21 protein-coding genes are annotated in these 22,407 nt (G+C 69.0%); 14 read left to right on the top strand and 7 right to left on the bottom strand.

Annotation, left to right across the window (positions count from 1 at the left end):
- The first annotated feature begins 42 nt into the window (after positions 1 to 42).
- Entirely contained in the window at positions 43 to 2,010 is a 1,968-nt protein-coding gene (pknB, locus tag OHA40_RS05715) for a Stk1 family PASTA domain-containing Ser/Thr kinase (RefSeq protein WP_330232013.1), read from the top strand.
- A 35-nt stretch (positions 2,011 to 2,045) separates the two neighbouring features.
- Here the strand turns inward: pknB and OHA40_RS05720 are convergent, their stop codons facing one another.
- Positions 2,046 to 3,431, bottom strand: coding sequence for a class II 3-deoxy-7-phosphoheptulonate synthase (locus tag OHA40_RS05720; RefSeq protein ID WP_330232014.1), 1,386 nt, complete (start codon positions 3,429 to 3,431; stop codon positions 2,046 to 2,048).
- A gap of 187 nt (positions 3,432 to 3,618) precedes the next feature.
- Between OHA40_RS05720 and OHA40_RS05725 the strand changes: the two genes are divergently transcribed.
- The gene (locus OHA40_RS05725) at positions 3,619 to 4,119 is read left to right on the top strand and encodes a polyadenylate-specific 3'-exoribonuclease AS (RefSeq protein ID WP_330234066.1); all 501 of its coding nucleotides are present in this window, start codon (positions 3,619 to 3,621) and stop codon (positions 4,117 to 4,119) included.
- Between the two features lie 63 nt (positions 4,120 to 4,182).
- On the opposite strand, the gene qcrB is transcribed toward OHA40_RS05725, so the two are convergent.
- The 4 genes from qcrB to ctaE form a co-directional block, all read right to left on the bottom strand.
- The gene (gene qcrB, locus OHA40_RS05730) at positions 4,183 to 5,802 is read right to left on the bottom strand and encodes a cytochrome bc1 complex cytochrome b subunit (protein ID WP_330232015.1); all 1,620 of its coding nucleotides are present in this window, start codon (positions 5,800 to 5,802) and stop codon (positions 4,183 to 4,185) included.
- Positions 5,799 to 6,971, bottom strand: coding sequence for a cytochrome bc1 complex Rieske iron-sulfur subunit (qcrA, locus tag OHA40_RS05735; protein WP_330232016.1), 1,173 nt, complete (start codon positions 6,969 to 6,971; stop codon positions 5,799 to 5,801). Before qcrA ends, qcrB begins: the two co-directional genes overlap by 4 nt.
- Before the next feature lie 20 nt (positions 6,972 to 6,991).
- Positions 6,992 to 7,855: a cytochrome bc1 complex diheme cytochrome c subunit gene (gene qcrC, locus OHA40_RS05740; RefSeq protein WP_330232017.1), complete on the bottom strand. Its 864-nt coding sequence runs from the start codon at positions 7,853 to 7,855 to the stop codon at positions 6,992 to 6,994.
- A gap of 85 nt (positions 7,856 to 7,940) precedes the next feature.
- Positions 7,941 to 8,552, bottom strand: coding sequence for an aa3-type cytochrome oxidase subunit III (gene ctaE, locus OHA40_RS05745; RefSeq protein ID WP_330232018.1), 612 nt, complete (start codon positions 8,550 to 8,552; stop codon positions 7,941 to 7,943).
- 191 nt (positions 8,553 to 8,743) lie between these two features.
- On the opposite strand from ctaE, the gene OHA40_RS05750 reads away from it, so the two are divergent.
- The 3 genes from OHA40_RS05750 (at position 8,744) to OHA40_RS05760 (ending at position 11,123) form a co-directional block, all read left to right on the top strand.
- On the top strand, positions 8,744 to 9,175 hold the full coding sequence (locus OHA40_RS05750) for a hypothetical protein (protein ID WP_330232019.1): 432 nt from the start codon (positions 8,744 to 8,746) through the stop codon (positions 9,173 to 9,175).
- A 348-nt stretch (positions 9,176 to 9,523) separates the two neighbouring features.
- Positions 9,524 to 10,585 (top strand): anthranilate phosphoribosyltransferase, encoded by a 1,062-nt coding sequence (gene trpD, locus OHA40_RS05755; protein WP_330232020.1) that lies wholly within the window; start codon positions 9,524 to 9,526, stop codon positions 10,583 to 10,585.
- A 247-nt stretch (positions 10,586 to 10,832) separates the two neighbouring features.
- The gene (locus OHA40_RS05760) at positions 10,833 to 11,123 is read left to right on the top strand and encodes a hypothetical protein (protein WP_330232021.1); all 291 of its coding nucleotides are present in this window, start codon (positions 10,833 to 10,835) and stop codon (positions 11,121 to 11,123) included.
- Positions 11,124 to 11,133: 10 nt separating this feature from the next.
- Here OHA40_RS05760 and OHA40_RS05765 read toward each other — a convergent pair whose 3' ends face one another.
- Positions 11,134 to 11,409, bottom strand: a complete 276-nt coding sequence (locus OHA40_RS05765) for an Lrp/AsnC family transcriptional regulator (protein ID WP_330232022.1) — start codon at positions 11,407 to 11,409, stop codon at positions 11,134 to 11,136.
- A 5-nt stretch (positions 11,410 to 11,414) separates the two neighbouring features.
- On the bottom strand, positions 11,415 to 13,439 hold the full coding sequence (locus OHA40_RS05770; RefSeq protein ID WP_330232023.1) for a DEDD exonuclease domain-containing protein: 2,025 nt from the start codon (positions 13,437 to 13,439) through the stop codon (positions 11,415 to 11,417).
- Positions 13,440 to 14,011: 572 nt separating this feature from the next.
- Between OHA40_RS05770 and OHA40_RS05775 the strand changes: the two genes are divergently transcribed.
- The 9 genes from OHA40_RS05775 to OHA40_RS05815 all read left to right on the top strand — a co-directional run bounded on the left by OHA40_RS05775 (position 14,012) and on the right by OHA40_RS05815 (position 22,258).
- Positions 14,012 to 14,581, top strand: coding sequence for a C40 family peptidase (locus tag OHA40_RS05775; RefSeq protein ID WP_330232024.1), 570 nt, complete (start codon positions 14,012 to 14,014; stop codon positions 14,579 to 14,581).
- 258 nt (positions 14,582 to 14,839) lie between these two features.
- Positions 14,840 to 15,865 carry an NlpC/P60 family protein gene (locus OHA40_RS05780; RefSeq protein ID WP_330232025.1) on the top strand — a complete coding sequence of 342 codons (1,026 nt, stop codon included), beginning with the start codon at positions 14,840 to 14,842 and terminating at the stop codon, positions 15,863 to 15,865.
- 87 nt (positions 15,866 to 15,952) lie between these two features.
- On the top strand, positions 15,953 to 16,948 hold the full coding sequence (locus OHA40_RS05785) for a hypothetical protein (protein ID WP_330232026.1): 996 nt from the start codon (positions 15,953 to 15,955) through the stop codon (positions 16,946 to 16,948).
- A 586-nt stretch (positions 16,949 to 17,534) separates the two neighbouring features.
- Complete coding sequence (locus tag OHA40_RS05790; RefSeq protein WP_330232027.1) at positions 17,535 to 18,662, top strand: glycosyltransferase family 4 protein; 1,128 nt, start codon at positions 17,535 to 17,537, stop codon at positions 18,660 to 18,662.
- 29 nt (positions 18,663 to 18,691) lie between these two features.
- Complete coding sequence (locus OHA40_RS05795; RefSeq protein ID WP_330232028.1) at positions 18,692 to 19,075, top strand: polyketide cyclase / dehydrase and lipid transport; 384 nt, start codon at positions 18,692 to 18,694, stop codon at positions 19,073 to 19,075.
- Between the two features lie 37 nt (positions 19,076 to 19,112).
- Positions 19,113 to 19,550, top strand: coding sequence for an SRPBCC family protein (locus OHA40_RS05800; protein WP_330232029.1), 438 nt, complete (start codon positions 19,113 to 19,115; stop codon positions 19,548 to 19,550).
- A gap of 77 nt (positions 19,551 to 19,627) precedes the next feature.
- Entirely contained in the window at positions 19,628 to 20,857 is a 1,230-nt protein-coding gene (locus tag OHA40_RS05805) for an ArsA family ATPase (protein WP_330232030.1), read from the top strand.
- Positions 20,847 to 21,251, top strand: coding sequence for a hypothetical protein (locus tag OHA40_RS05810; RefSeq protein ID WP_330232031.1), 405 nt, complete (start codon positions 20,847 to 20,849; stop codon positions 21,249 to 21,251). Before OHA40_RS05805 ends, OHA40_RS05810 begins: the two co-directional genes overlap by 11 nt.
- Positions 21,248 to 22,258 (top strand): ROK family protein, encoded by a 1,011-nt coding sequence (locus OHA40_RS05815; RefSeq protein WP_330232032.1) that lies wholly within the window; start codon positions 21,248 to 21,250, stop codon positions 22,256 to 22,258. Before OHA40_RS05810 ends, OHA40_RS05815 begins: the two co-directional genes overlap by 4 nt.
- The last annotated feature ends 149 nt before the right edge of the window (positions 22,259 to 22,407 follow it).

Genomic DNA, 22,407 nt, shown 5'->3' on the forward strand with positions numbered 1-22,407 from the left:
CGCGCGAGGGGTGAGAGCTTTGTGAAAGCCGGAGGACATCACTTGATCGGCCAGATGCTGGAAGAGCGCTATCGGATCGATGCGCCGATCGCCCGCGGCGGCATGTCGATGGTCTTCCGCGGGGTCGATACCCGCCTGGACCGGCCGGTCGCCATCAAGGTGATGGATCCGAAGTTCGCCGGCGACCCGCAATTCCTGTCCAGGTTCGAGTTCGAGGCGCGCGCGGTCGCCAAGCTCAAGCATCCGTCGCTGGTCGCGGTCTACGACCAGGGCATCGACGGCGACCACCCCTTCCTGATCATGGAGCTGGTCGAGGGCGGCACGCTACGCGAGCTGCTGCGCGAGCGCGGCCCGATGCCGCCGCATGCGGTGCGCGCTGTCGCCGAGCCGGTGCTTGCGGCGATCGGCGTCGCGCACTCGGCGGGGCTGGTGCACCGCGACATCAAGCCGGAGAACGTCCTGATCTCCGACGCGGGCGAGGTGAAGATCGCCGATTTCGGCCTGGTCCGTGCGGTCGCGGCGGCGAACACCACCTCGGCGAGCGTCGTCCTCGGCACCGCCGCCTACCTCTCTCCCGAGCAGGTCACCAGCGGCAGCGCCGATTCCCGCAGCGACGTGTACTCCTTCGGCCTGCTGATCTTCGAAATGCTCACCGGCCGTGTACCTTTCACCGGCGACACCTCGCTGTCGGTGGCGTATCAGCGGATCGAGAACGACGTGCCGAGCCCGAGTGGACTCATCTCCGGGGTACCGCCGGAGTTCGACGAGTTGGTCGCCAAGGCGACCGCGCGCGAGCCCGCGCACCGGTTCGCGGACGCGAACGAGATGGCGGGCGCGCTGCGGCAGATCGGCACGGCGCTGCAACTGCCCTCCTACCGGGTGCCCGCGCCGCAAGAATCCGCCGAGCATCTCAGCGCCAGCTATCGAGCCGTCTCGCCGGAGCAGGACGGCCGCCAGGGTCCCGCCGGAGCGTCGGTGCGTGAGCCGCACCTGCCGCAACCGGTGCAGCACACCAGAGTGGTAACCGCACAGCGCCCCCGGGTCGACTACGGTCCGCCGGACGGTTACGACCAGCCACCTGTACGCCAGGCTCACCCCGCGCCGCCGTATTCGCCCTACGTCGACGAACGCAACCGGTCCCGGCGCACCGTGTGGGTGTGGGTGGCCATCGTCGCGACCCTCACGCTGCTGGTCGGCATCGGCGGCTGGTGGCTCGGTTTCGGCCGCTACTCACCGGTCCCGCCGATCGCGGGGCTGAGTACCGACAAGGCGGTCTCCACGCTGCAGGAGGCCGGGTTCGAGACCGAGGTCCGGCAGAAGGCGTCGGACACGATCCCCGTGGGCGGCGTGGTCGGCAGCGACCCGTCGGCCGGATCCAAGGTCACCAAGGGGTCGACCGTCGCGGTCCTCGTCTCCAGCGGCAAGCCCAAGGTGCCGGACGTCAAACCCGGTGATCAGGTATCGAAGGTCAACCAACTGGTCCGGGACGGCGGGTTACAGCCGGTCGACGCCGGGGAAGAGTCCAGCACCGCGCCCAAAGGCACCGTCGCCAGGGTGGAACCGAGGCCGGGGACCGTGCTGCCTCTCGGCGCGCAGGTGAAGGTGTTCCGCAGCAAGGGATCTCAGCCGGTGCGCGTGCCGGATGTGCGAGGCCGTCCTACCGCGGAGGCGGTGAAGATCCTCACCGCGGCCGGGATCACGGTGCGCGAGAACCGGAGCGAGTTCGATCGCGGCGTCGAGGCCGACCATGCCATCAGCACCGAACCCGGTGCGGGAGCGACGATTCAGTCCGGCGACGGCGTCGTGCTGCTGGTCTCCAACGCGTTGAAGATGCCGAGTCTGCTCGGCGCGACCGTCGGTGACGCCCGGACGCGGCTGACGAGCCTGGGCTTACAGGTCCAGGTCAGCCAGCTCACCCGGTCGGATTCGTCGGTGATCATTTCGCAGACACCCGCCATCGGCGCCAATGTCGAGCCCGGTAGCACCGTGTCACTGGTCGCGCTCCCCTGACCTCGGCGCACCGGATACCGACGGTGCGCCGAAGCTCAGCGCAGCATCTCCGCTACGAGGAAGGCCAGCTCCAGCGACTGCTGGGTGTTCAGCCGGGGATCGCAGGCGGTCTCGTAACGGCCGGACAGGTCCAGATCGGAAATGTCCTGGGCGCCGCCGAGGCATTCGGTGACGTCCTCACCGGTCAGTTCGATGTGCATGCCGCCGGGGTGCGTGCCGAGCGCGTGGTGCACCTCGAAGAAGCCCTGCACCTCGTCGACGATGCGGTCGAAGTGGCGGGTCTTGAATCCGGTGGACGCCTCGTGCGTATTGCCGTGCATCGGGTCGCACTGCCAGATCACCTGGTGGCCGGTGGCCTGCACCTTTTCGATGATGGGCGGCAGTGCGTCGCGGACCTTGGTGTGGCCCATGCGGGACACGATGGTCAGCCTGCCCGGCTCGTTGTTCGGGTCCAGCCGCTCGACGTACTCCACGGCCTGCTCGGGTGTGGTGGACGGGCCGATCTTCAGGCCGATCGGGTTGGCGATCAGCTCCGCGAACGCGATGTGCGCGCCGTCGAGCTGGCGGGTGCGCTCCCCGATCCAGAGGAAGTGCGCGGACAGGTCGTAGAGCACCGGCTCGCCGATCGCGTTCTGGCTCAGGCGCAGCATGGCGCGCTCGTAGTCCAGCACGAGCGCCTCGTGGCTGGCGTAGATGCGCGCCGATTTCAGGCTCGGATCGTTGACCCGGCATGCCGTCATGAACGCGAGGCCGCGGTCGATCTCCTCGGCCAGCGCCTCGTATCGCGCGCCCGCGGGCGACTGAGCCACGAAGTCGCGGTTCCAGTCGTGCACCTTGTGCAGATCGGCCATCCCCGCGCCGGTGAGCGCGCGCACGAGGTTCATCGCGGCGCTGGCGTTGGCGTAGGCGCGGACCAGGCGCGACGGGTCGTGCTCGCGCAGCGCCGCGTCGGCGGCCAGCGCGTTCACCATGTCGCCGCGGTAGGACTTGAGGCCGAGCGAATCGATGTCCGAGGAGCGCGGCTTGGCGTACTGGCCCGCGATCCGCGCTACCTTGACCACCGGCAGGCTCGCGCCGTAGGTGAGCACGACCGCCATCTGCAGCAGGGTGCGGATGTTGCCACGAATGTGCGGCTCGGTGTTGTCTGCGAAGGTTTCCGCGCAGTCGCCGCCCTGCATGAGGAACGCCTCGCCGCGGGCGACCTCGGCCAGCTGCGACCGCAGTTCCTCCACCTCGGCGGGCACGCAGATCGGCGGCACGCTCTCCAGTACGGTGCGCATCGTGGCCGCCTGTTCCGGATCCCAGGACGGTTGCTGCAGCGCGGGGCGCGCCAGCGCGTCGTCCAGCCGTCTGCGCAGCTCGGCGGGCAGCGGTGGCAGTTCCGGCAGGCGATCGATGGGTACGTCGACGGTCCAGTTCACCAGTTCAGAATACGGACCGCCCGCCCTCCGGCGATACCCGGTGGCAGTGCTGGAAGGTCGCACCAAGGTGGCGTAAATCTCCACCGTATGGGTCCTTGCGAGCACGCTTCACCCGTCACCATAGGGTTTGCTAGGAACCCGTCACCTGCCGCAACGGCACCTGGAAGTCGAGGAGAGACCGATCTCGCTGAGATATTTCTACGACTGCGAATTCATCGAGGATGGAGTGACCATCGATTTGGTCTCAATTGGGGTCGTCTGCGAGGACGGCCGAGAGTACTACGCGGTGTCCACCGAATTCGATCCCGACCGTGCGGGACCGTGGGTGCGCAAATTCGTGCTACCGCAGCTACCCTCCCCGTCCTCCCCGCTGTGGCGCAGCCGCGCGCAGATCCGCGACGAGTTGTACACCTTCCTGGTGCCCCGGCCGAGCGTGCAGCCGGAGCTGTGGGCCTGGGTCGCCGCCTACGACCATGTGGCGCTGTGCCAGCTCTGGGGTTCCATGGTCGACCTGCCCAACGCGCTACCCCGTTACACCAATGAGCTGCGCCAGCACTGGGAGGCGCACGGCCGTCCCGAGCTCCCGCCGATCCCGCCGGACGCGCACGACGCGCTCGCCGACGCCCGGCACAACCTGGCCAAATTCGAAGTCATCGAAGCCGCCCGCCGCGCGGCGCCGCGCCTGTGACACCCGCGGCGTGACGCGCGACGGCCCCGAGTCGATTCGACTCGGGGCCGTCGTGTGGCGGGGTCAGTGGCCGTGCTTGCCGTTCGACGCCTCCTGAGCCTTCTGCAGCACCTTCAGCTGCTTGTGCTCTTCCTCGTGTTCGATCTCGAAGTGCCTGTCGCTTTCCTCCTGCGGGTCCGCGCGCAGGAAGCTGCCGGTGCCCGGCTGACCGGCCGAACCGAGCTGGTTCATCTTCTTCGGGACCGGTGCGCCCTGGTACTCCAGCGGAATCGGGTGACCGTGCTCGTCCACCGGGCCGAGCGGCTGATGCACCTCGATGTACTCGCCGTGCGGCAGACGCTTGATCACACCGGTCTCGATGCCGTGCTCCAGCACCGCACGGTCGCTGCGCTGCAGGCCGAGGCAGAACCGGTAGGTGAGGAAGTACGCGATCGGCGGTGCGACGAGCAGGCCGATGCGGCCGATCCACGTGGTCGCGTTCAGCGAGATGTCGAACTTGTAGGCGATGATGTCGTTGACGCAGGACAGGGTCAGGACCACGTAGAACGCGATCGCCATCGCGCCGATCGCCGTGCGGACCGGAACGTCACGCGGGCGCTGCAGCAGGTTGTGGTGTGCGGCCGTGTCGCCGGTGAGCCGCTTCTCGATCCACGGATAGGCGATGAGCACGGTGAACACCAAACCCATGATCAAAGCAACCCAGAACACCGCGGGCACGGTGTAGTTACCGATATACAGCTCCCACGGCGGCATCAACCGGGCCATGCCGTCGGTCCACATCATGTAGAAGTCCGGCTGCGAACCCGCCGACACCTGCGACGGGTTGTAGGGGCCGAGGTTCCAGATCGGGTTGATCTGCAACACGCCGCCCATGATGCCCACGATGCCGAGGGTGAAGGCGAAGAACGCGCCCTGATCAGCGGCGAACACCGGCACGATCCGCGCGCCGACCACGTTGTGCTCGGTGCGGCCCGGTCCGGGGAACTGGGTGTGCTTCTGGTACCACACCAACGCCACGTGCGCCGCGATCAGCGCCAGGATGATGCCCGGGAACAGCAGCACGTGCGCGATGTACAGGCGCGGGATGATGATGTCGCCGGGGAAGTCGCCGCCGAACATCAGCCAGTGCATCCAGGTGCCGATGATCGGGATGGAGATGGTGATCCCCGAGAACGCTGCCCGCAGGCCGGTGCCCGAGAGCAGGTCATCGGGCAGCGAGTAGCCGAAGAACCCTTCGAACATCGCCAGGATCAGCAGCAGCGAACCGATCACCCAATTCGCTTCGCGCGGCTTGCGGAACGCGCCGGTGAAGAAGATCCGGAACAGATGGATGATGATCGACGACGCGAACAGCAACGCCGCCCAGTGGTGCACCTGGCGGACGAACAGGCCGCCGCGCACCTCGAAGGAGATGTTCAGCGCGGTTTCGTAGGCCCGGGACATGGTCACACCACGCAACGGCTGGTAGGCGCCGTCGTAGACGACGTGGCTCATCGAGGGATCGAAGAACAACGTCAGGTACACGCCCGACAGCAGCAGGATGATGAAGCTGTAGAGCGCGATCTCGCCGAGCAGGAACGACCAGTGGGTCGGGAAGACCTTGTTGATCGACCGCTTCATGAACGCCGCGGCACGATACCGCTCGTCCGCCTCGTTGGCTTGGGCTGCGGCAGAAGGACTCATGAGCGACGCTCCCAGTAGGCCGGGCCGAGCGGCTCGATGAAGTCGCCGTTGGCGACCAGGAAGCCCTCAGCGTTGACGGTGATCGGCAGCTGCGGCAGCGCGCGAGCGGCGGGACCGAAGACCGGCTTGCCCCATTCGGTCGCGGAGAACTGCGACTGGTGGCAGGGGCACAGAATCCGGTTGGTCTGCTGCTCGAATAGAGAGGTCGGGCAGCCGAGGTGGGTGCAGATCTTCGAGTAGGCGAAGTAGTCGCCGTAGTTGAAGCTCTCCTGGCCCTTGCGCTTGATCGCCTTCTGCGCGTCTTCGGTGCGCAGGCGGATCAGCATGACGGCGTTGCGGATACCGCGCAGCGAGTCCAGCGTGGCGTGCTCGTCGCCGCGCCACTTCTCCTTCCACGGGAACACCGTCTCCATGGCGCCCGCATCCAGATCCTCCGGGCGCACCAGCACGACATCGTCCGGGCGACCGGTGTCGCGGCGGATGTAGATGGTCTCGCCCGGGAAGTCCGGGGTCCAGCCGGAGACCCACAGCGGCGACTTGTCGCCCTTGGCCCACGGGTTCTTGATCATGCCGCCGACGAACACCAGCAGCGCGCCGATACCGAGCACGCCGACACCGGCGCCGGCGGTGCGGGTGATCATCTTGCGGCGACCGAGCGTCGAGGTGTCCAGCGCGTCCTGCAGCTCGGCTACCAGGGTGCGGCGCTCGACCTCCGGCGAGGGGCCGTCGTGCCGCTGCTGGATGGACAGCTCGGCGGGGATGAACAGCTTGCGGATCAGCACCACCGCCACGCCGATGACCAGCACCGAGATGCCGAAGGTCAGGCCGATCAGCGGGGTGAACAGCGAGTAGAGCCCGTGGCCCTCCTCTTCCGTGCCCTTGAACTCCCAGGGCCAGAACAGGAAGACGCCGACCAGCGCCGCGGCCGCGATACCGGACACGGCGAACCAGAAGGTCACCGCGCGCTCGGCCCGCTTCTCCGCGCGGGTGCCCGGGATCGGGAAACGTTCACGCCGGTAGGCGACGTTCACGTCGTCGCGCTCGGTACCCAGCTTGACCAGCTCATCGCGCGACATCGCGTCGAGTTCCGCCTCGGTCGGCTCCGCCGGGGTGGCGTTCACCGACTCGTCCGACGGTCGCGTGTCGCGGCCGTCATCCGGCCGACCCATGTCGTCTCGCTCCTTATCCATCATGACCTCGATCCGATCCACATCGCGGCGCCGACCACGAGCGTGATGCCGACCACCCAGATGGCCAGACCCTCGGTCGCGGGACCGAACCCACCGAGATCCCAGCCGCCCGGGCTGTGCTCCTCGCTCGAGTTCTTGACGTAGGCGATGATGTCGCGCTTCTCCTCCGGGCTCAGCTGACGGTCGGAGAACTTCGGCATGTTCTGCGGACCGGTGAGCATCGCCGCCAAGATCTGCTGCTCGTTGGCGGGCTCCAGCGGCGGCGCGAACTTACCGGAGGACAGCGCGCCGCCGCGTCCGGTGAAGTTGTGGCAGGACGCGCAGTTCATCCGGAACAGCTCCGAACCGCGGGCGATGTCCTCACCGCGCAGCGACTCCTGGGCGATCTCGCCGTTGGCGTCCCGGACCACGGTCGGGCCTCCGCCGTTGGCCGCCACGTACGCGCTCAGCGCATCGGTCTGGTGGGCGTCGAACTTCGGTGGCTTGCGCTGTGCCTGGGCCTCGTTGCGGGCCATCGGCATGCGACCGGAGGACACCTGGAAGTAGACGGCGGCCTCGCCGACGCCGATCAGGCTGGGACCGCGGTCCGGCACACCCTGCAGGTTCGCGCCGTGGCAGGTGATGCAGGACGTGTCGTAGAGCTGCTGGCCCTCGCGGATCAGCGCGGACTGGTCCTCGTGCGCGGTCGCGCGCTGCGGGTCCGGCGTCAGGGCCGATGCCAGGAAGCCTGCTCCGACGAGGCCCACCAGCAGCGCAAGCCCGCCCGCGATGCGACGGCGAACGCGGCGCTGCCTGCGCGTCTTGCTGGCCTGGCCGTTCCCGGGGCTGGCGGGCTCTGGCGCTGATGGGGGAGATGAACTCATCTGTGTCCCTTTGGAGTAGACGGAACCGACTTGTGCAAAAGATCTCGGGGCTCGCCGCGGCCGCTGGGCTGCGCGGCGTCCACGATCAGCGGACGAAGTAGATCGTGGCGAACAACCCGATCCAGACGATGTCGACGAAGTGCCAGTAGTAGGAGACGACGATCGCCGCGGTGGCCTGCGCAGGGGTGAACTTGCTCACCTTGGTGCGGGCCAACAGGAACAGGAACGCGATCAGACCGCCGATGACGTGCAGGCCGTGGAAGCCGGTGGTGATGTAGAACACCGATCCGTAGGAGCTACCGGAGATCGACGTGCCCTCGTTGACGAGGTTGTAGTACTCGTAGCCCTGGCCGCCGACGAAGAACGCGCCCATCACGAAGGTGACGACATACCAGCGGCGCAGGCCGAACACGTCGCCCTTCTCCGCGGCGAACACGCCCATCTGGCAGGTGAACGACGACGCGACCAGCACGGCCGTGACCGGCACGGCGAGCTTCAGGTTCAGCTCGGTCGGTTCCGGCGGCCAGTGACCGTGCGCCTGCGCGCGCGCGACGAAGTACATCGCGAACAAGCCGGCAAAGAACATCAGCTCGCTGGACAGCCAGATGATGGTACCGACGCTGACCATGTTGGGCCGGTTCAGCGAATGCACACGCTGGGTAATGGCCGATCCTGGGGTCCCTACTGCGGTCGTCACGGGGGTAAGTATGACTCGTCGTAGTACGACAGCAGTACCCGGGTACGAAACTCGTTCCTCCGTGACGGAAAACGCAGGGAAGGACAAGCACTCGACCAGGCGCGGGCGCTGGAGACGCGGGAGGCGAGGCCCTCGAACGGGTCGCACTCTCGCGCGGCCAGCATGACAGGCGAGGCTAAGGAGAAGCTGAGATGGAGGCGAAAGTGGCACCACGGCTGTGGCGACGGCTCTTCAAGCGGGACCAGCAGGCGGAGCTGGACCCGAACCGAGCGGATCTGGTGGTGGTCGCATCCAGCTTCGACGACGCGGAGGCGTGTTCGACGGCGCTGACACGTGCGACCGGGCTGACCCTCGACGAGCCCGCGGTTCTGCGGCACCATCTGCGCATTCCACCCCGGCACGTGGAGACCGTCTGCGCGATCGCCGCACAGGATGGATACGCACCCGCACCACAGGTCGGCGGTCCGGGTACCGATCCGCTCGAAACGGTGATCCTGCAGCGGGTCCAGCTGCTGGACGCTCTGCACTGCTCGCAGGAGCGCTCGCGCATGGCCGGTCTCGCACAGCGTCACGACGGCAACGCCAATGGCTGGGACGCACTACAACCTCGCCTTCGCCCATGACAGCTCTGCGACCAGCCTCCGGACCACTCCCATTTTCAAGCGAGCGAGACTCGGCGTTTACCGTTCGCCCGGACAGCGAGCATCCGGATGCCGCGGGTACCTCCCCGCGCAACACATCGGCCCAACTCCCGTTTTCGAGCGAAGCGAGACCGAGCATTTGCCGTTCGCGGCCCGGCTCGCGTCCGAGCGGCCGCCGCGTCCGCGACGAAGTCGCCAGCGGCGGCCGCTCGGACGCGAGCCATAAGGGGGCCGCGAACACGCAGCGCCGCAGGCGCTGCCAAATAAACACAGCTAGGCTGCTTGCGGACGAACTGGTGCGCGAGACCAGTGTGACGGGAGAAGTGTGGAATGAGCGTGCGCAGCTGGCCCCAGGTGCTCGGAACCCTCGCCGATGGTGGCGACCTGGCCGCGGACGACACGGCGTGGGCGATGAACGAGATCATGTCCGACAACGCCACCACCGCGCAGATCGCCGCGTTCGGCATCGCCATGAAGATCAAGGGCCCCACACCCACCGAACTCACCGGTCTGGCCGCGGGCATGCTCGACCACGCCAGGCTGGTGCGGATAGACGGCGACGCGGTCGACATCGTCGGCACCGGCGGCGACCGCTCAGGCTCGGTGAACATCTCCACCATGTCCTCGGTCGTGGTGGCCGCCGCGGGCGTCCCGGTGGTCAAGCACGGCAATCGGGCCGCGTCGTCCAAGAGCGGCGGCGCCGACGTGCTCGAGGCGCTGGGCGTGAAGCTCGCGCTCGGTCCCGAGGCCGTGGCGCGGTGTGTGCGGGAAGTCGGCATCGGATTCTGTTTCGCGGCCGTCTTCCATCCGGCGCTGCGGTACGCGGGAGCGGCGCGCAGCCAGATCGGCATTCCCACCGTCTTCAATGTGCTCGGGCCGCTGACCAACCCGGCGCAGCCGCGCGCGGGACTGGTCGGCTGCGCCTTCCCCGATCTGCTCCCGGTGATCGCGGGCGTGTTCGCCGAACGCGGCGCCAGCGCGCTGGTGGTGCGCGGCAACGACGGGCTGGACGAGATCACCACCTCCGACACCACCACCGCGTGGATCGTCTCCAGCGGCCGGACGCGCCAGGCGACCATCGATCCCACCCGGATCGGCATCCCGCGCGTGGAGTTGGAGGCATTGCGGGGCGGCGACGCCGAGGTCAACGCGGGCGTGGCGCGCGACGTGTTCGCCGGCAGGGGCGCAGCGGTGCGCGACGCGGTGCTGCTCAATTCGGCCGCCGCGATCGTGGCCTATGACTGGTCGCGCGGTACGGGGGATCCCGACGCGGACCTGCACGACGCGCTCACCGCGGGCATCGACCGTGCCGCCGAGGCAATCGACACCGGCAGGGCGGCCGCATTGCTGGAGCGCTGGGCGAAGCTGACGCAGACGCTCGGGGACAACTGACCGGCCTCCACCGAGGCCCGCGGATCGCGCAACATGCCAAGGTAGGCGAATTCCCTGGTCACTACCGGCGTCTCGGCTACCGTCGACCCCGCAATTCGGCGCATGCTCAGGTCGGTGGGCACCCGGTGGAACCACTCCAGCGCGGTTGCCCGACGAGGGCGAGTTCGGGGCTGGACTCGCGGTGCGAACCGCCGCCCGGGGCCTCGACCGACCGCGCCGGTCCGTTCGACCGACGAGGAGTTCGAACATGCGATACCCGGTTCCGGCGTTGCTCGGCGCACTTGTCGCGGCGGGCGTGATCGCCGCCGCGCCAGTGGCGAGCGGGGCGGAAGGCGTCCTGTTCGTCGGCGACACGTCCTATGCAGAACCGGCGGGATGCATACAGGTTGGCGACGGGTCCGAGGTGGAAGTGCGCAACTACACCGACAGCGTCGTGCGGGTATACGACTCACCCGCATGCTCCGGCGAGGTGATCGACATCCTGCCGCCCGGCGAGCGCGACTACTTCCGCGCCCGTGGCATTCGGGTCGAGGACTGACCAGCCTCGACTACTCCCCCAGCGAGAAACCCGCCTCCACCTCGGCGCGCGAGTACGACTTGAACGCGATGTGCGTCGTCGTGCGCAGCACACCGGGCGTCTTATCGATCCGGCCGGTCACCACCTCGGCGATCTGCTCGTGATCGCGCACCCGCACGATCGCGATCAAGTCCACGTCGCCCGCGCAGGAGTACACCTCGGTGACTCCTTCGGTGTCCGCGACCGCCTGCGCGGTCTCCGGGATGCGGCCGTTGTCGGCGTGAATCAAGACGATCGCGGTAATCATGGTGCTCAGCCTAAGCGGTCGAGGTAAGCCTGCTCGGTCGGTTGGACGCGCGCGGCCGCTTCGGCCAGCTCCGCCCAGCCCAGCCACCGGGCCGCGCCGTACATCGGCGCGCGATACCCCTCGGTGGTCCGCACGATCCGCACTCCGGGCCGCGCCAACCAGCGCACCACCAAGGCGACTTCTTCGGGCGAGGCGCCGCGCAGCGGTGGAGCGTCCGCGGGCACATGCGTGTACTCGGCCGTCTCGGCCTGCGGCCCGATCGATGCCCCATCTGTGCGCGGCGGCATGGGAGGCGCATCGTTCGGATCGGGTCTGCCAGCGGGGACCTCGGCGTGCTGTCGCGCATCGCCGCCGGTACCCGAGCTCGACACGGCCGAGCCCGAGACCTCGCCCGATATCTCCGCGCCGGATTCCGCGATCGGCTCGACGTTGTGGTAGCTCGCGGATACGGGCTCTTTTCCGTCCGCGTGCTCGAAGTGGGCGGAACTTCCTGTGGGAACAACGGTTTCGGCGGCCGCAACGATCTGTTCCACAATCGGCATCGGCGGCGTGCCGCGCGGTGCGGTACCGGACCCGGCGAGGCGACCGTATCGGATGACCGCGAACTCCCAACCGCCGTTGCCGTCCGGGTGCGCGGCGATCAACTCGGCGATACGCGCCACCGCCGCGAGCCGCTGGGTGCGATGCAGCGCGCGTACCACCGTGACGGCACGATCGCGCAACCGCGCCGCGGCCTCGAAATGCTCGGCGCGCGAGTGTCCTTCGATTCGATCGAGCATGGCCCGCAGTGGCGAGTCGGAGCGCCCGGCGAACAGTGCGCGCACGAGTGCGGGCGCGGGCGCGTAGTCCGCGGCCCCCGAGGACATCCCGTCCGAGCCCGCCGGGCACCCACCGACGATCGCGGGTGGGCACTGGTGGATCGTCCCACGGGGCAGCCGCGTGGTGCACGTGCGCAGCCCGGTGAACTCGGCGATGATCACGCCCAGATCGGCGGCGTCGCTGCGGGAATTGAACGGCCCCAGCGCATCCCCGGCCGGTTCCCGCACCACGGAGAAACGCGGGAACGGCTCGTCGGTCAGGGTGAGCCACCAGGCCCGCTTCGGGAACTTCGACCGTCGGTTGTACGGCGGGGTGTGCGCCACCAGCAGCCGCAGTTCCCGCACTCCCGCCTCGAGCGCGTGCGCGCACACCACATGGTCGACCCGAATCGCCAGCGAAACCATCTCTTTCATCCGGCCTCTGGTCTCCGAACCGGTGAAGTAGTTACGGACGCGGCGGCGCAAGTTCACGGCCGTCCCTATATAGAGGACTTCGTCGGATGGACCGCGGAACAGATACACCCCCGGCGCGGCGGGCAGGCCGGCCGCGAGGAAACGCTTGGTTCGCTGCCGGGGCGTGACGTCGGGCAGGTAGTCGAGCAGCTCGGTGAGGCTGTGCACGCCTTGGTTGCCGACGCGCCCGATCAGCGCGTGCAGCACGTCGACGGTCGCCCTGGCGTCCTGCAGGGCGCGATGGGTCGGCTGGGTGGCGGCGCCGAGCAAACGGGCCAGCGAGCTCAGCCGCACCGAGGGTGCTTCGTCGCGTCCGAGCACCCGCCGCGCGAGCTTCACCGTGCACAGCACCTGCGCCGCGGGCCAGGGGGTGTCGCACTGCGCCGCGGCGGCTCGCAGGAATGCCATGTCGAACCGGGCGTTGTGCGCGACGAGCACCGCACCGGCCGCGAATTCCAGGAAACCGGGCAGCACCGCCTCGATCCGCGGTGCGGCATACACCATCGCCGTGGTGATCCCCGTGACGTGCACGACCGCGGGCGGTACTTCCCGTCCCGGATTGACCAGTGTCGCGAACTCGCCGAGCACCTCTCCGCCACGCACCTTGACCGCGCCGATCTCGGTGATGCCGTCGGCGCCGGGGCTGGTCCCCGTGGTCTCCAGGTCGACCACCACGAAGGTGGTGTCGTACAGGGGCGTGTCGAGTTCGTCGAAGGCCAGTTGCTGGGCGGCGGCCGCGCGCGGCGCAGGGTCGGACACGGCGTGCAGCGTAGGGCCACGGTCCGACAGGAAACGGGCACGCCCTCGTGCCACGGAATGTCGAATAACACCGTGCGGATTCGGTGGCGATACCCGGGAAATGATCTAGAAATGCTCAAATGTGATACAGATCACATGACGAACGAAAACTGTATCAAACATTGAGGCGCGTCGGGGAGTACACGTTCGGTCGCCGCCGGGCGTGTCGAGCGGCTCCGGCTCTACGGCGCACGAAGAAATCACCGTATCGCGATCTATGTCGATTTATCCCGATCCACCTGCGCAAATTGCCACCCCGACGGGATCGGGTCGCCATGGGCTCGACCCATCCCACACCGTGCGCGAGCCGCGGGCGCGCCGCACCATTTCGTCGTCGTTATCTTTTCGTGATTGCGTGGGACGCATCTCACACCGATTCGCCCGCAAATTTGCCGGACACCCGCTTTTCGCATTCCGCGGGCTTTACAAATCACCGTGATGTCTTCGTAATCTTTTCGAGACCTCACGGAGTCCGACGAAGTCCGCGGCACCACCGGGTGCGGCGTCGTGAGGCAGATTGGGAGTACCGCATCATGACGACCAACGCCGTCAAGCGTCACGCTCAGCGCGCTGTTGCCGCCGGGGCCGTCGGCGCTGCCACCCTCGGCGCGTTCCTGCTTCCGGCCGCCCCCGCTTCGGCCCAGCCGGTGACCATCCCCGGCGTCGGGACCTTCGAGGTTCCGAACGAGATCCCGCTCCCGCAGGCTGCCCCCGGTCTCGAGCTGCCGGGCCAGGCTCCGCTTCCCTTCGCCGCCCCCCAGCGCGCGGGCGACATCGCACTGGATGCCGCGCTGAGCAAGGTCGGCTCCCCCTACGTCTACGGCGCCGCAGGCCCCAACTCGTTCGATTGCTCCGGCCTCGTTCAGTGGTCTTACCGGCAGGCGGGCCTCGAGCTGCCGCGCACCAGCGGCGCGCAACTCGCCTCGGGCACCCCGGTGTCGGTGGACGACCTGCAGCCGGGCGACCTGGTCTCGTTCTACGGCGGCGGGCACTCCGGCCTGTACGCCGGTGACGGCAACATCGTGCACGCGTCCACCTCGGGCACGCCCGTGCAGGTTGCGCCGATCTCGTCGATGCCGATCGCCGGCGCTCGTCGCTTCTGAGAAACCGCAGGTCGGGCCACCAGCCGTGGCCCGACCATCGCGTGGACGGCGTGCCCGTTTCGTCCTCTACTGGACATCGACGCCTGCCGTTCCGTAACCTAACCGAGACCTTTCGCTGATTACCCCGGGTTCGCGCCTGGCAAACCTCGGGGTTCGACGAAGGCCTCTGCGTCGGTTTCACGAGAGATCGCTTCACGAGAGAACGGGGCACTGCGGGCTGTGGCTGAACATCACCGGAGACAGCACAGGAAACGTCTGGTGGGAGCAACGCTCGCAACCGGGATCTTGGCCGTGGGCCTCTGCGGCGGCGGTCCGGCCGGAGCCGATCCGGTCGCGCTTCCCGCGACAGCCACCGAAGCCGTGCAACGAATGGTCGATCTGTCCCGCCAGTCCGAGCAGCTCAATCAGCAAGCGCTGGACGCGGAGACCGAGTTGGACGCCAAACTCGTCGTCCAACGCGACGCCGAAGCCAGACTGGCCGCCAGCACCGACATGGTGAACCGAGCCCGCGACGAGGTGCGCCGCTACCAGCCGGTCATCGACCGCACCGCGATCGCCGCCTACCAGGGCGCCCGCACCAATCGCCTGTTCGCCGTGCTGGTCAGCGACTCACCGCAGCAACTGCTCGACCAGATGTCCACCCTCGACGTGGTCACCGCGCAGACCTCGGCACAGCTCGATCAATACAAGAAGGCCACCGACGCCGCGACCGCGGCCGAATCGACGGCCCGCACCGCCGCCGACGCCGCGCGCGCGGCTGCGGACAAGGCCGACGCGGTGCGCAACGATCTGGAACGGAAGCGCGACGACCTGGGCAGCGCGATCGCCCAGGTGGTGCAGGCATGGAGCGCGCTGTCGAGCACGGACAAGTCGGCGCTGGCGGGCTCCCCGTTCCCGCCCGGCTACGACCGTGACACCTTGCTGCAGGGCCTGGTCCCTGGCAACGGCACCAGCGCGCTGGCCGCCGGGCTCACCCGGGTCGGCGACCCCTACGTCTGGGGCGCCACCGGCCCGAGCCAGTTCGACTGCTCCGGCCTGGTCCTGTGGGCGTTCAAACAGGTCGGCAAGACCGTGCCGCGCACCAGCTCCCAGCAGGCCGGCTACGGCACACCCGTCGCCAAGAAGGACATGCAGCCCGGCGACGTGGTCTTCTTCTACTCCGACGCCTCACATGTCGGCATCTACGCAGGCAACGGACTCATGCTGCACGCGTCCACCTTCGGCGTTCCCGTCGCGGTCGCACCCCTGGGCTCGACACCGTTCCACTCGGCTCGGCGATACTAGGCGCCGTGAGCCCCGGCACCACACGAGCGACGGCAAGACCGACCGACCGCGACGGACGACCGTGAGTGGCCGGAGCGAGGCGTGCCGATGACCGGCGCGCGGAGGCTGCGCGACTGGTGGTCGGCGCGGCGGCGATTCGAGTTCTGTCTCACCGTCGCGATGGTGATGGCGCTGACCGGCGTGTGCGTCGCGCTGCTCATGCTGCCCAACGCGGTACTGCCGAAACCGCGTGCCGCCCAACCGGGTGCGACCGAAGCCGTGGGCCAGGCCGCGGCCGCCGATCCCCGGCTGGCCGAGGTACGGCGCATCGTCGAACCGTTCGGGCCGATCGTCGCCCGCCGGGTACCGACCGGCGACGGACGACAGTCCCTGGTCGTCGGCCATCCCGCCCAGCAGGTCGAAATCGAGATCCTCGAACGCGAACTCGCCGCCGCCATCACCGGGGTGACCGACGTGTGGGGCCCTGGCTGGGCTCAGTCGGCGCTGGTGGTCGTGGCCTCGTCCCCCTCCGAATTCGCGGCTCTCCTGCGCTCGGGGGCCCTCCTTCCCACCGAGGTCGCCGCCGCGTCGATCGCCGACCCGCTCACGCCGGGCGCCCAGCCCACCGGCCAGCGCGTTGTCTTCGGCCCCGACGCGGGCCGCCGCCTCGATCCCGCAGGCATGGCCACCCTGCTGCGGCACGAACTCACCCACATCGCGGCCCGCGCCGACACCGTCGACGGCGCACCGCTGTGGATGCTGGAGGGCTTCGCCGACTACACCGCCAACCACGGTCAGGGCCGCCGCTTCGCCGACATCGCCCCCACCGTCACCGCCCACGCGGGCGAAATCCCCGAGGACCTCCCCACCGACGCCGAATTCTCCGGCCCCGACGCCGCGCTCGCCTACGAAAAGGCCTGGTCCATCTGCGCTTTCGTCGCCGAAAAGTACGACCGAGCCCGCCTCGTCCAGCTCTACCACCGCATCGCCGCGGCCGAACAGGACCCCGCCTCAGAAGACCACGTCCTTCGCGAAGTCCTCGGCACAACCCGCACGGACTTCATCACCGACTGGCGCTCCTGGCTCACTGCCCAGACCACCTGACACTCTCACCGCAATCCGAGTTACGTCCGGCCCGCACCGAACCGGGCACCGCGCAATCGACTGACACATCGCCGCACAGCGGGCAGCCTGGTTGTTACGTCCAGGCGACCAATCGCATTCCCGCAAAGCCCCAACGGCTGTCGCCCGGCAACCCGCACATCCCAGGTGCCGCGGTTGCCAGCACCAATCGACCGCTCGGCCCAACTCCCGCTTTCCAGCGAAGCGAGCGTTCCCCGTTCGCGGCCCGGCTCGCGTCCGAGCGGCGGTCGCGTCGGCGACGAACCCGCCAGCGGCGACCACGCGACCGAGACGGCGAACGCCCACATCCCCCGGCTACCACCCCAACGCAACCACATCGGCCCAACCCCCGCTTCCGAGCGAAGCGAGACCTAGCATTCCCCGTTCGCGGCCCGGCTCGCGTCCGAGCGGCCGCCGCGTCCGCGACGAAGTCGCCAGCGGCGGTCGCTCGGACGCGAGCCATAAGGGGGGCCGCGAACACGCCGCGACGGAGTCGCGGCCGAACAAACACCGCCGCGAACACGCAGCGCCGCAGGCGCTGCAAAACAAACACAGTATTTTGTTCCGCATGGCCCGAACTTTGCTGGTTACCAATGATTTCCCGCCGCGGCCGGGCGGTATCCAGTCGTATCTGCAGGCGTTGGCCGGTCAGCTGCCGCCCGATGAGCTGGTGGTCTATGCCCCGCGGTGGCGCGGCGACAGCCATCTGAAGTTCGATGCCAAGCAGAAGTTCCAGGTGGTTCGTCATCCCACCACGCTGATGCTGCCGACTCCGCTCGTGCTGCGTCGCGCCGCCCGCCTGCTGCGGAGCGAGCAGTGTGACACGGTGTGGTTCGGCGCGGCGGCGCCGCTGGCGCTCATGTCGCCTGCGCTGCGTCGTGCGGGCGCCGAGCGCATTCTGGCCAGCACGCATGGCCATGAGGTCGGCTGGTCGATGCTGCCCGGCGCCAGGCAGGCGCTGCGCGCCATCGGCGAGCACACCGACGTGGTGACCTACGTCAGCCGCTATACCCGCCGCCGGTTCGCGTCCGCGTTCGGGGCGAACGCGGGGCTGGAATATCTGCCGCCTGGCGTGGACTCCGAGGTGTTCCGCCCGGATCCGGCGGCACGGGCCGAGCTGCGCGAACGCTACGGTCTGGGCGACCGCCCGACCATTCTGTGCCTGTCCCGGCTGGTTCCGCGCAAAGGCCAGGACGCGTTGATTCTCGCGATGCGCGACATCCGGGAACGGGTCGAGGGGGCCGTGCTGGTGATCGCGGGCGGCGGGCCCTTCGAGGAGAAGCTGCGCGCGCTGGCGGTCGCCGCGGGCGTCGCCGATGCCGTGGTGTTCACCGGCCGCGTCCCGTCCGGCGAGCTGGCCGCGCATCACACGCTGGCCGACGTCTTCGCGATGCCGTGCCGCACCAGGGGCGCGGGCCTGGACGTCGAGGGTTTGGGGATCGTCTACCTGGAGGCGTCCGCATCCGGCGTTCCGGTGGTGGCGGGCAATTCCGGCGGTGCGCCGGAAACCGTCATCGAGGGCAAGACCGGCCGCGTGGTGGACGGCCGTTCCGTGCAGCAGATCGCTGACGCCCTGGTGGAGATCCTGTCCGATCGGGATGCCGCTGCGCGGATGGGCGCGGCGGGGCGCGCGTTCGTCGAGCAGCAGTGGCGCTGGGACAGCCTGGGCGCCCGCCTGCGACAGCTGCTGCGGTGATCCGCGTCGCATCTACTACGCTCAGCGGAGTGAGCAGTATCCAGGTCGCAGATCAGACCTTCGTCGCCGCATCGGGGGCCGCCGTCGCCGAGCTGCTGGCGGGACCGACCAATTGGCGCCGCTGGTGGCCGGACCTGGTCTTGGAGGTCCGGGAAGATCGGGGCGAGAAGGGCATCCGCTGGACGGTGACCGGCGGACTGACCGGAACGATGGAAGTGTGGCTGCAGCCCTCCCTCGACGGCGTGATCCTGCACTACTTCTTGCACGCCGAGCCGGAGCCCGCGCTGCCCGCGGGCAAGCTCGCCGCGGCCAACCGGGCGCGCCGTGTCGCGGGCAGGAACATGTCGTTCGAACTGAAGTCCCGGCTGGAGGCGGATCGCCCGGCCGGTGTGGCGCCCGCGCACCAGTCCTGACGACCCAGCACCGACGCTGAAAGGAAGCGCTGTCCGCATGGCCGACCGGACCCAGAGATCGATCGTCATCGAGGCTCCGTCGCAACAGGTGATGTCCATCATCGCGGACCTGGAGGCCTACCCGGAGTGGGTGGCGGCGGCGAAATCGGTCGAGGTGCTCCGGAAGCGGCCGGACGGCCTCGCCGAGACCGCGCGGTTCGTGCTGGACACCGGGGTGGTGAAAGACACCTACGTCCTCTCCTACGACTGGCGCGCCGACCACAAGTCGGTCAGCTGGACGCTGCTCAGCGGTGAACTGCAGCGAGCGCAGCACGGTACCTACGAGCTGATCGATCTCCCCGATGGCAACACCGAGGTCGTCTACACCCTGACCGTCGATTTGAACATCCCGATGATCGGCATGTTCAAGCGCAAGGCCGAGAAGGTGATCACCGATACCGCGCTGAAGGAACTGAAGAAACGGGTCGAAGGCTGATCGCGCAGGAGCCCCGGGTCGAGCTGTTCATCGGCAAGGGAGGGGTAGGAAAGACCACGCTCGCGTGTGCCACCGCCATGGCCGAGGCCAGGTCGGGCCGCCGCGTGCTGGTCGCCTCGCTCGATCAAGCACACTCGCTCGGCGACGCGCTCGGCTTCCGCTTCGCGCACGATCCGGGCACCGTGACCGGCGTCGCGCGGGTGCTGCCCGGCCTGGACGTGATCGAGGTGGATTCGCTCGCCTTGCTCGAGGACCGGTTCCGCGACGTGGTCCGGATGATCTCGGCGGATCGCGGACACCGGCACGGCGTCGATCTCGCCGCACTGGACCCGGCGGAACTGACCGGACTGCCCGGCGTGCAGGAACTGCTGATGCTGGTGGAGATCGCCCAGTTCGCCGCGGAGGACACCTGGGACCTGATCGTCGTCGACTGCCCACCGTCGGCGGACATGCTACGCATCGTCAGCGCGCCGGACATGCTGCTGGGCTATCTGGAGCGGATCTGGCCGCCGCACGCGCGGGCGATGAGCGCCATCGGCACCGATCTGCGCCGCGCCGTGCTCGCGGCCACGGTCGAACGGATCGCCAAGGCCGTCACCGAGGTTCGTGACCTGCTCGCCGACCACCGGCGCACCGGGGCGCGACTGGTCACGGTCGCCGAGCGGGTGGCGGTAGCCGAATCCGAGCGGGTGCGTTCGGCGGCGGCGCTGTTGGGCCTGCGGCTGGACGCTGTGGTGGTGAACAAGGTGCTGCCCGACCTCGAACGGCCCGCCGGCCCGGCCGGGGCCGAACATCCGGCGGTGCAGTGGTATTCGAGCCGGCGCGGCGAACAAGCGGACGTGATCGCCGAGTTGCGCCACAAGTTGCCGGGCATCCCGGTGCTGATCGCGCAGCACACCGGCGCGGAGCCGATCGGGCTGAATTCGCTGGCCGCGCTGTCGTACGCGGTGGACTCGGCAGGCAACACACGCGACGCTGCGCTTATGCTGAGCGACAATCAGACGGAGGTCGACGCGGGTTCCCGCGAACCGGCGGTTCGGCGGGAATCCGGCACCGGTTTGCAGTCGGTGTACGCGCTGCGCATGCACCTGCCGGTGGTCGACGCCGCGACACTGCGCCTTGGCCGAGTGGAGGACGATTTGATCGTGGGAGCGGACGGTGTCCGGCGCCGGGTGCGCCTGGCGCCGGTATTGCGGCGGTGCACGGTCGACGGCGCCGAACTCGACGACGGATACCTGGTGGTCCGGTTCCGGCCGGATCCGCGGATCTGGTCGCCCATGTCCGAAAGCGACGGATATGACCGGTGATCCATGCCCGCCTCCGGGCCACGCCGCGGCGGATGGTGCCGCCGAATTCGCGGAGGAACTGAAACTGCTGGCCGAGGCGGTCCTGGAACGCGTCGAGCCGGCGCTGCGGCGCGTCGCCGACGGACAGGCCGAGTGGTCCGGTTGCGACTGGTGCCCGGTGTGTGCGGCCGCGGCGCTGCTGCGCGGGGAGCACCACGAGCTGCTGGCCGCGGTCGCCGAGCACAGCACCGCGATCGTCACCGTGCTGCGTGAGGCGCTGGCCGGGGCGCCGGTCGAGCCGGTGATGCCGACCGACGCCGACCGGGAAGCCGGTCCCCCGCCTGGGCGCGACGCGGATACCGAGGACCATGAGCGCTCCCGCTACGTCGGCATCCCCGTGACGATCAAGGTATGACGCACCAGATGGCCGGCGCGCGACCGCTGACCGTCGGAATCGACGTCGGCGGCACCAATATTCGCGCCTCCGTGATCGATGGCGGCGGCGAGGTGCTCGATACTGTCCAGGCGCCGACGCCGCACTCCGCGCGGGCGCTGGAGGACGCGCTCGACCGGGCCGTGCGCGATCTGCGCGGCAGGCACCCGATCAGCGCGGTCGGCCTGGCCGTCGCCGGATTCATCAGCGGTGACCGCACGACCGTGCGGTTCGCCCCGCACCTGCCCTGGCAGGACGCTCCGGTCGCGCAGCGGCTCACCGAACGCCTCGGGCTGCCGGTGATCCTGGAGCACGACGCCAACGCCGCCATGTGGGCCGAGTACCGCTTCGGCGCCGCGGCGGGCGGGCACAACGTGGTGCTCATCGCGATCGGAACCGGCATCGGCGCCGCCCTGCTCATCGACGGCCAGCTGTATCGGGGCACGCACGGCGTCGCACCGGAACTCGGCCATCTGCAAGTGGTTCCGCAGGGGCGGCCCTGCCCGTGCGGCAAGCGCGGCTGCTGGGAGCGCTACTGCAGCGGAACGGCCCTCGCCGACACCGCGATCGAGATGCTGGCCACCGACCCGGTGCGGTCGGTGCTCGCCAGGGACGTGGCACGCGATCCAGGGTCGCTGACCGGACGCCGGGTCGCCGGCGCCGCGCAGGACGGTGACCCGCTCGCGGTGCGGGTGATGGCCGACTTCGCACGCTGGCTCGGGCTCGGGCTCGCGTTCGTCAGCGACATCTTCGATCCCGACCTGGTGGTCATCGCGGGCGGGGTGAGCAGTTCGGCGCCGCTGTTCTTGGACGAGGCGCGCGAGGAATACGCGCGCGCGGTCACCGGCGCGGGACACCGGCCGCTGGCACGCATCCGGACCACCCAGCTCGGCGAAGCGGCGGGCATGATCGGCGCCGCGGACCTGGCCAGGGCGGCCCTGCCCGCGGACGCGCGCAAGTCCGCGCGAGTGGCGCGGACCAGCCATTGACCCACCTCGGCACGACCCGCACAGCCTGCGGCGACACGCTGAGTGTCGCCATCGGTCGGCCGCAGCGCCGAAGTGTGGTGAGATTCGCCTCTGCGCTTGGATGTGATCTTGCACCAGCGGTAAAGTCGGCACTTGACGCAGGTGCCCGC

It is taken from the genome of Nocardia sp. NBC_00508 (assembly GCF_036346875.1).
In the GTDB taxonomy this organism is placed as follows: Bacteria; Actinomycetota; Actinomycetes; order Mycobacteriales; family Mycobacteriaceae; genus Nocardia.

Excerpts from the sequence above, each read along its gene's own strand:
- OHA40_RS05800 (WP_330232029.1), top strand. The coding sequence starts at position 19,113 with ATGGCCGACCGGACCCAGAGATCGATCGTCATCGAGGCTCCGTCGCAA.
- qcrA (WP_330232016.1), bottom strand. The coding sequence starts at position 6,971 with ATGGGTCGGCCGGATGACGGCCGCGACACGCGACCGTCGGACGAGTCG.
- OHA40_RS05805 (WP_330232030.1), top strand. The coding sequence starts at position 19,628 with ATGGCCGAGGCCAGGTCGGGCCGCCGCGTGCTGGTCGCCTCGCTCGAT.
- OHA40_RS05790 (WP_330232027.1), top strand. The coding sequence starts at position 17,535 with ATGGCCCGAACTTTGCTGGTTACCAATGATTTCCCGCCGCGGCCGGGC.
- OHA40_RS05810 (WP_330232031.1), top strand. The coding sequence starts at position 20,847 with ATGACCGGTGATCCATGCCCGCCTCCGGGCCACGCCGCGGCGGATGGT.
- OHA40_RS05815 (WP_330232032.1), top strand. The coding sequence starts at position 21,248 with ATGACGCACCAGATGGCCGGCGCGCGACCGCTGACCGTCGGAATCGAC.
- OHA40_RS05750 (WP_330232019.1), top strand. The coding sequence starts at position 8,744 with ATGGAGGCGAAAGTGGCACCACGGCTGTGGCGACGGCTCTTCAAGCGG.
- OHA40_RS05765 (WP_330232022.1), bottom strand. The coding sequence starts at position 11,409 with ATGATTACCGCGATCGTCTTGATTCACGCCGACAACGGCCGCATCCCG.
- OHA40_RS05785 (WP_330232026.1), top strand. The coding sequence starts at position 15,953 with ATGACCGGCGCGCGGAGGCTGCGCGACTGGTGGTCGGCGCGGCGGCGA.
- OHA40_RS05775 (WP_330232024.1), top strand. The coding sequence starts at position 14,012 with ATGACGACCAACGCCGTCAAGCGTCACGCTCAGCGCGCTGTTGCCGCC.
- qcrC (WP_330232017.1), bottom strand. The coding sequence starts at position 7,855 with ATGAGTTCATCTCCCCCATCAGCGCCAGAGCCCGCCAGCCCCGGGAAC.
- trpD (WP_330232020.1), top strand. The coding sequence starts at position 9,524 with ATGAGCGTGCGCAGCTGGCCCCAGGTGCTCGGAACCCTCGCCGATGGT.
- qcrB (WP_330232015.1), bottom strand. The coding sequence starts at position 5,802 with ATGAGTCCTTCTGCCGCAGCCCAAGCCAACGAGGCGGACGAGCGGTAT.
- OHA40_RS05760 (WP_330232021.1), top strand. The coding sequence starts at position 10,833 with ATGCGATACCCGGTTCCGGCGTTGCTCGGCGCACTTGTCGCGGCGGGC.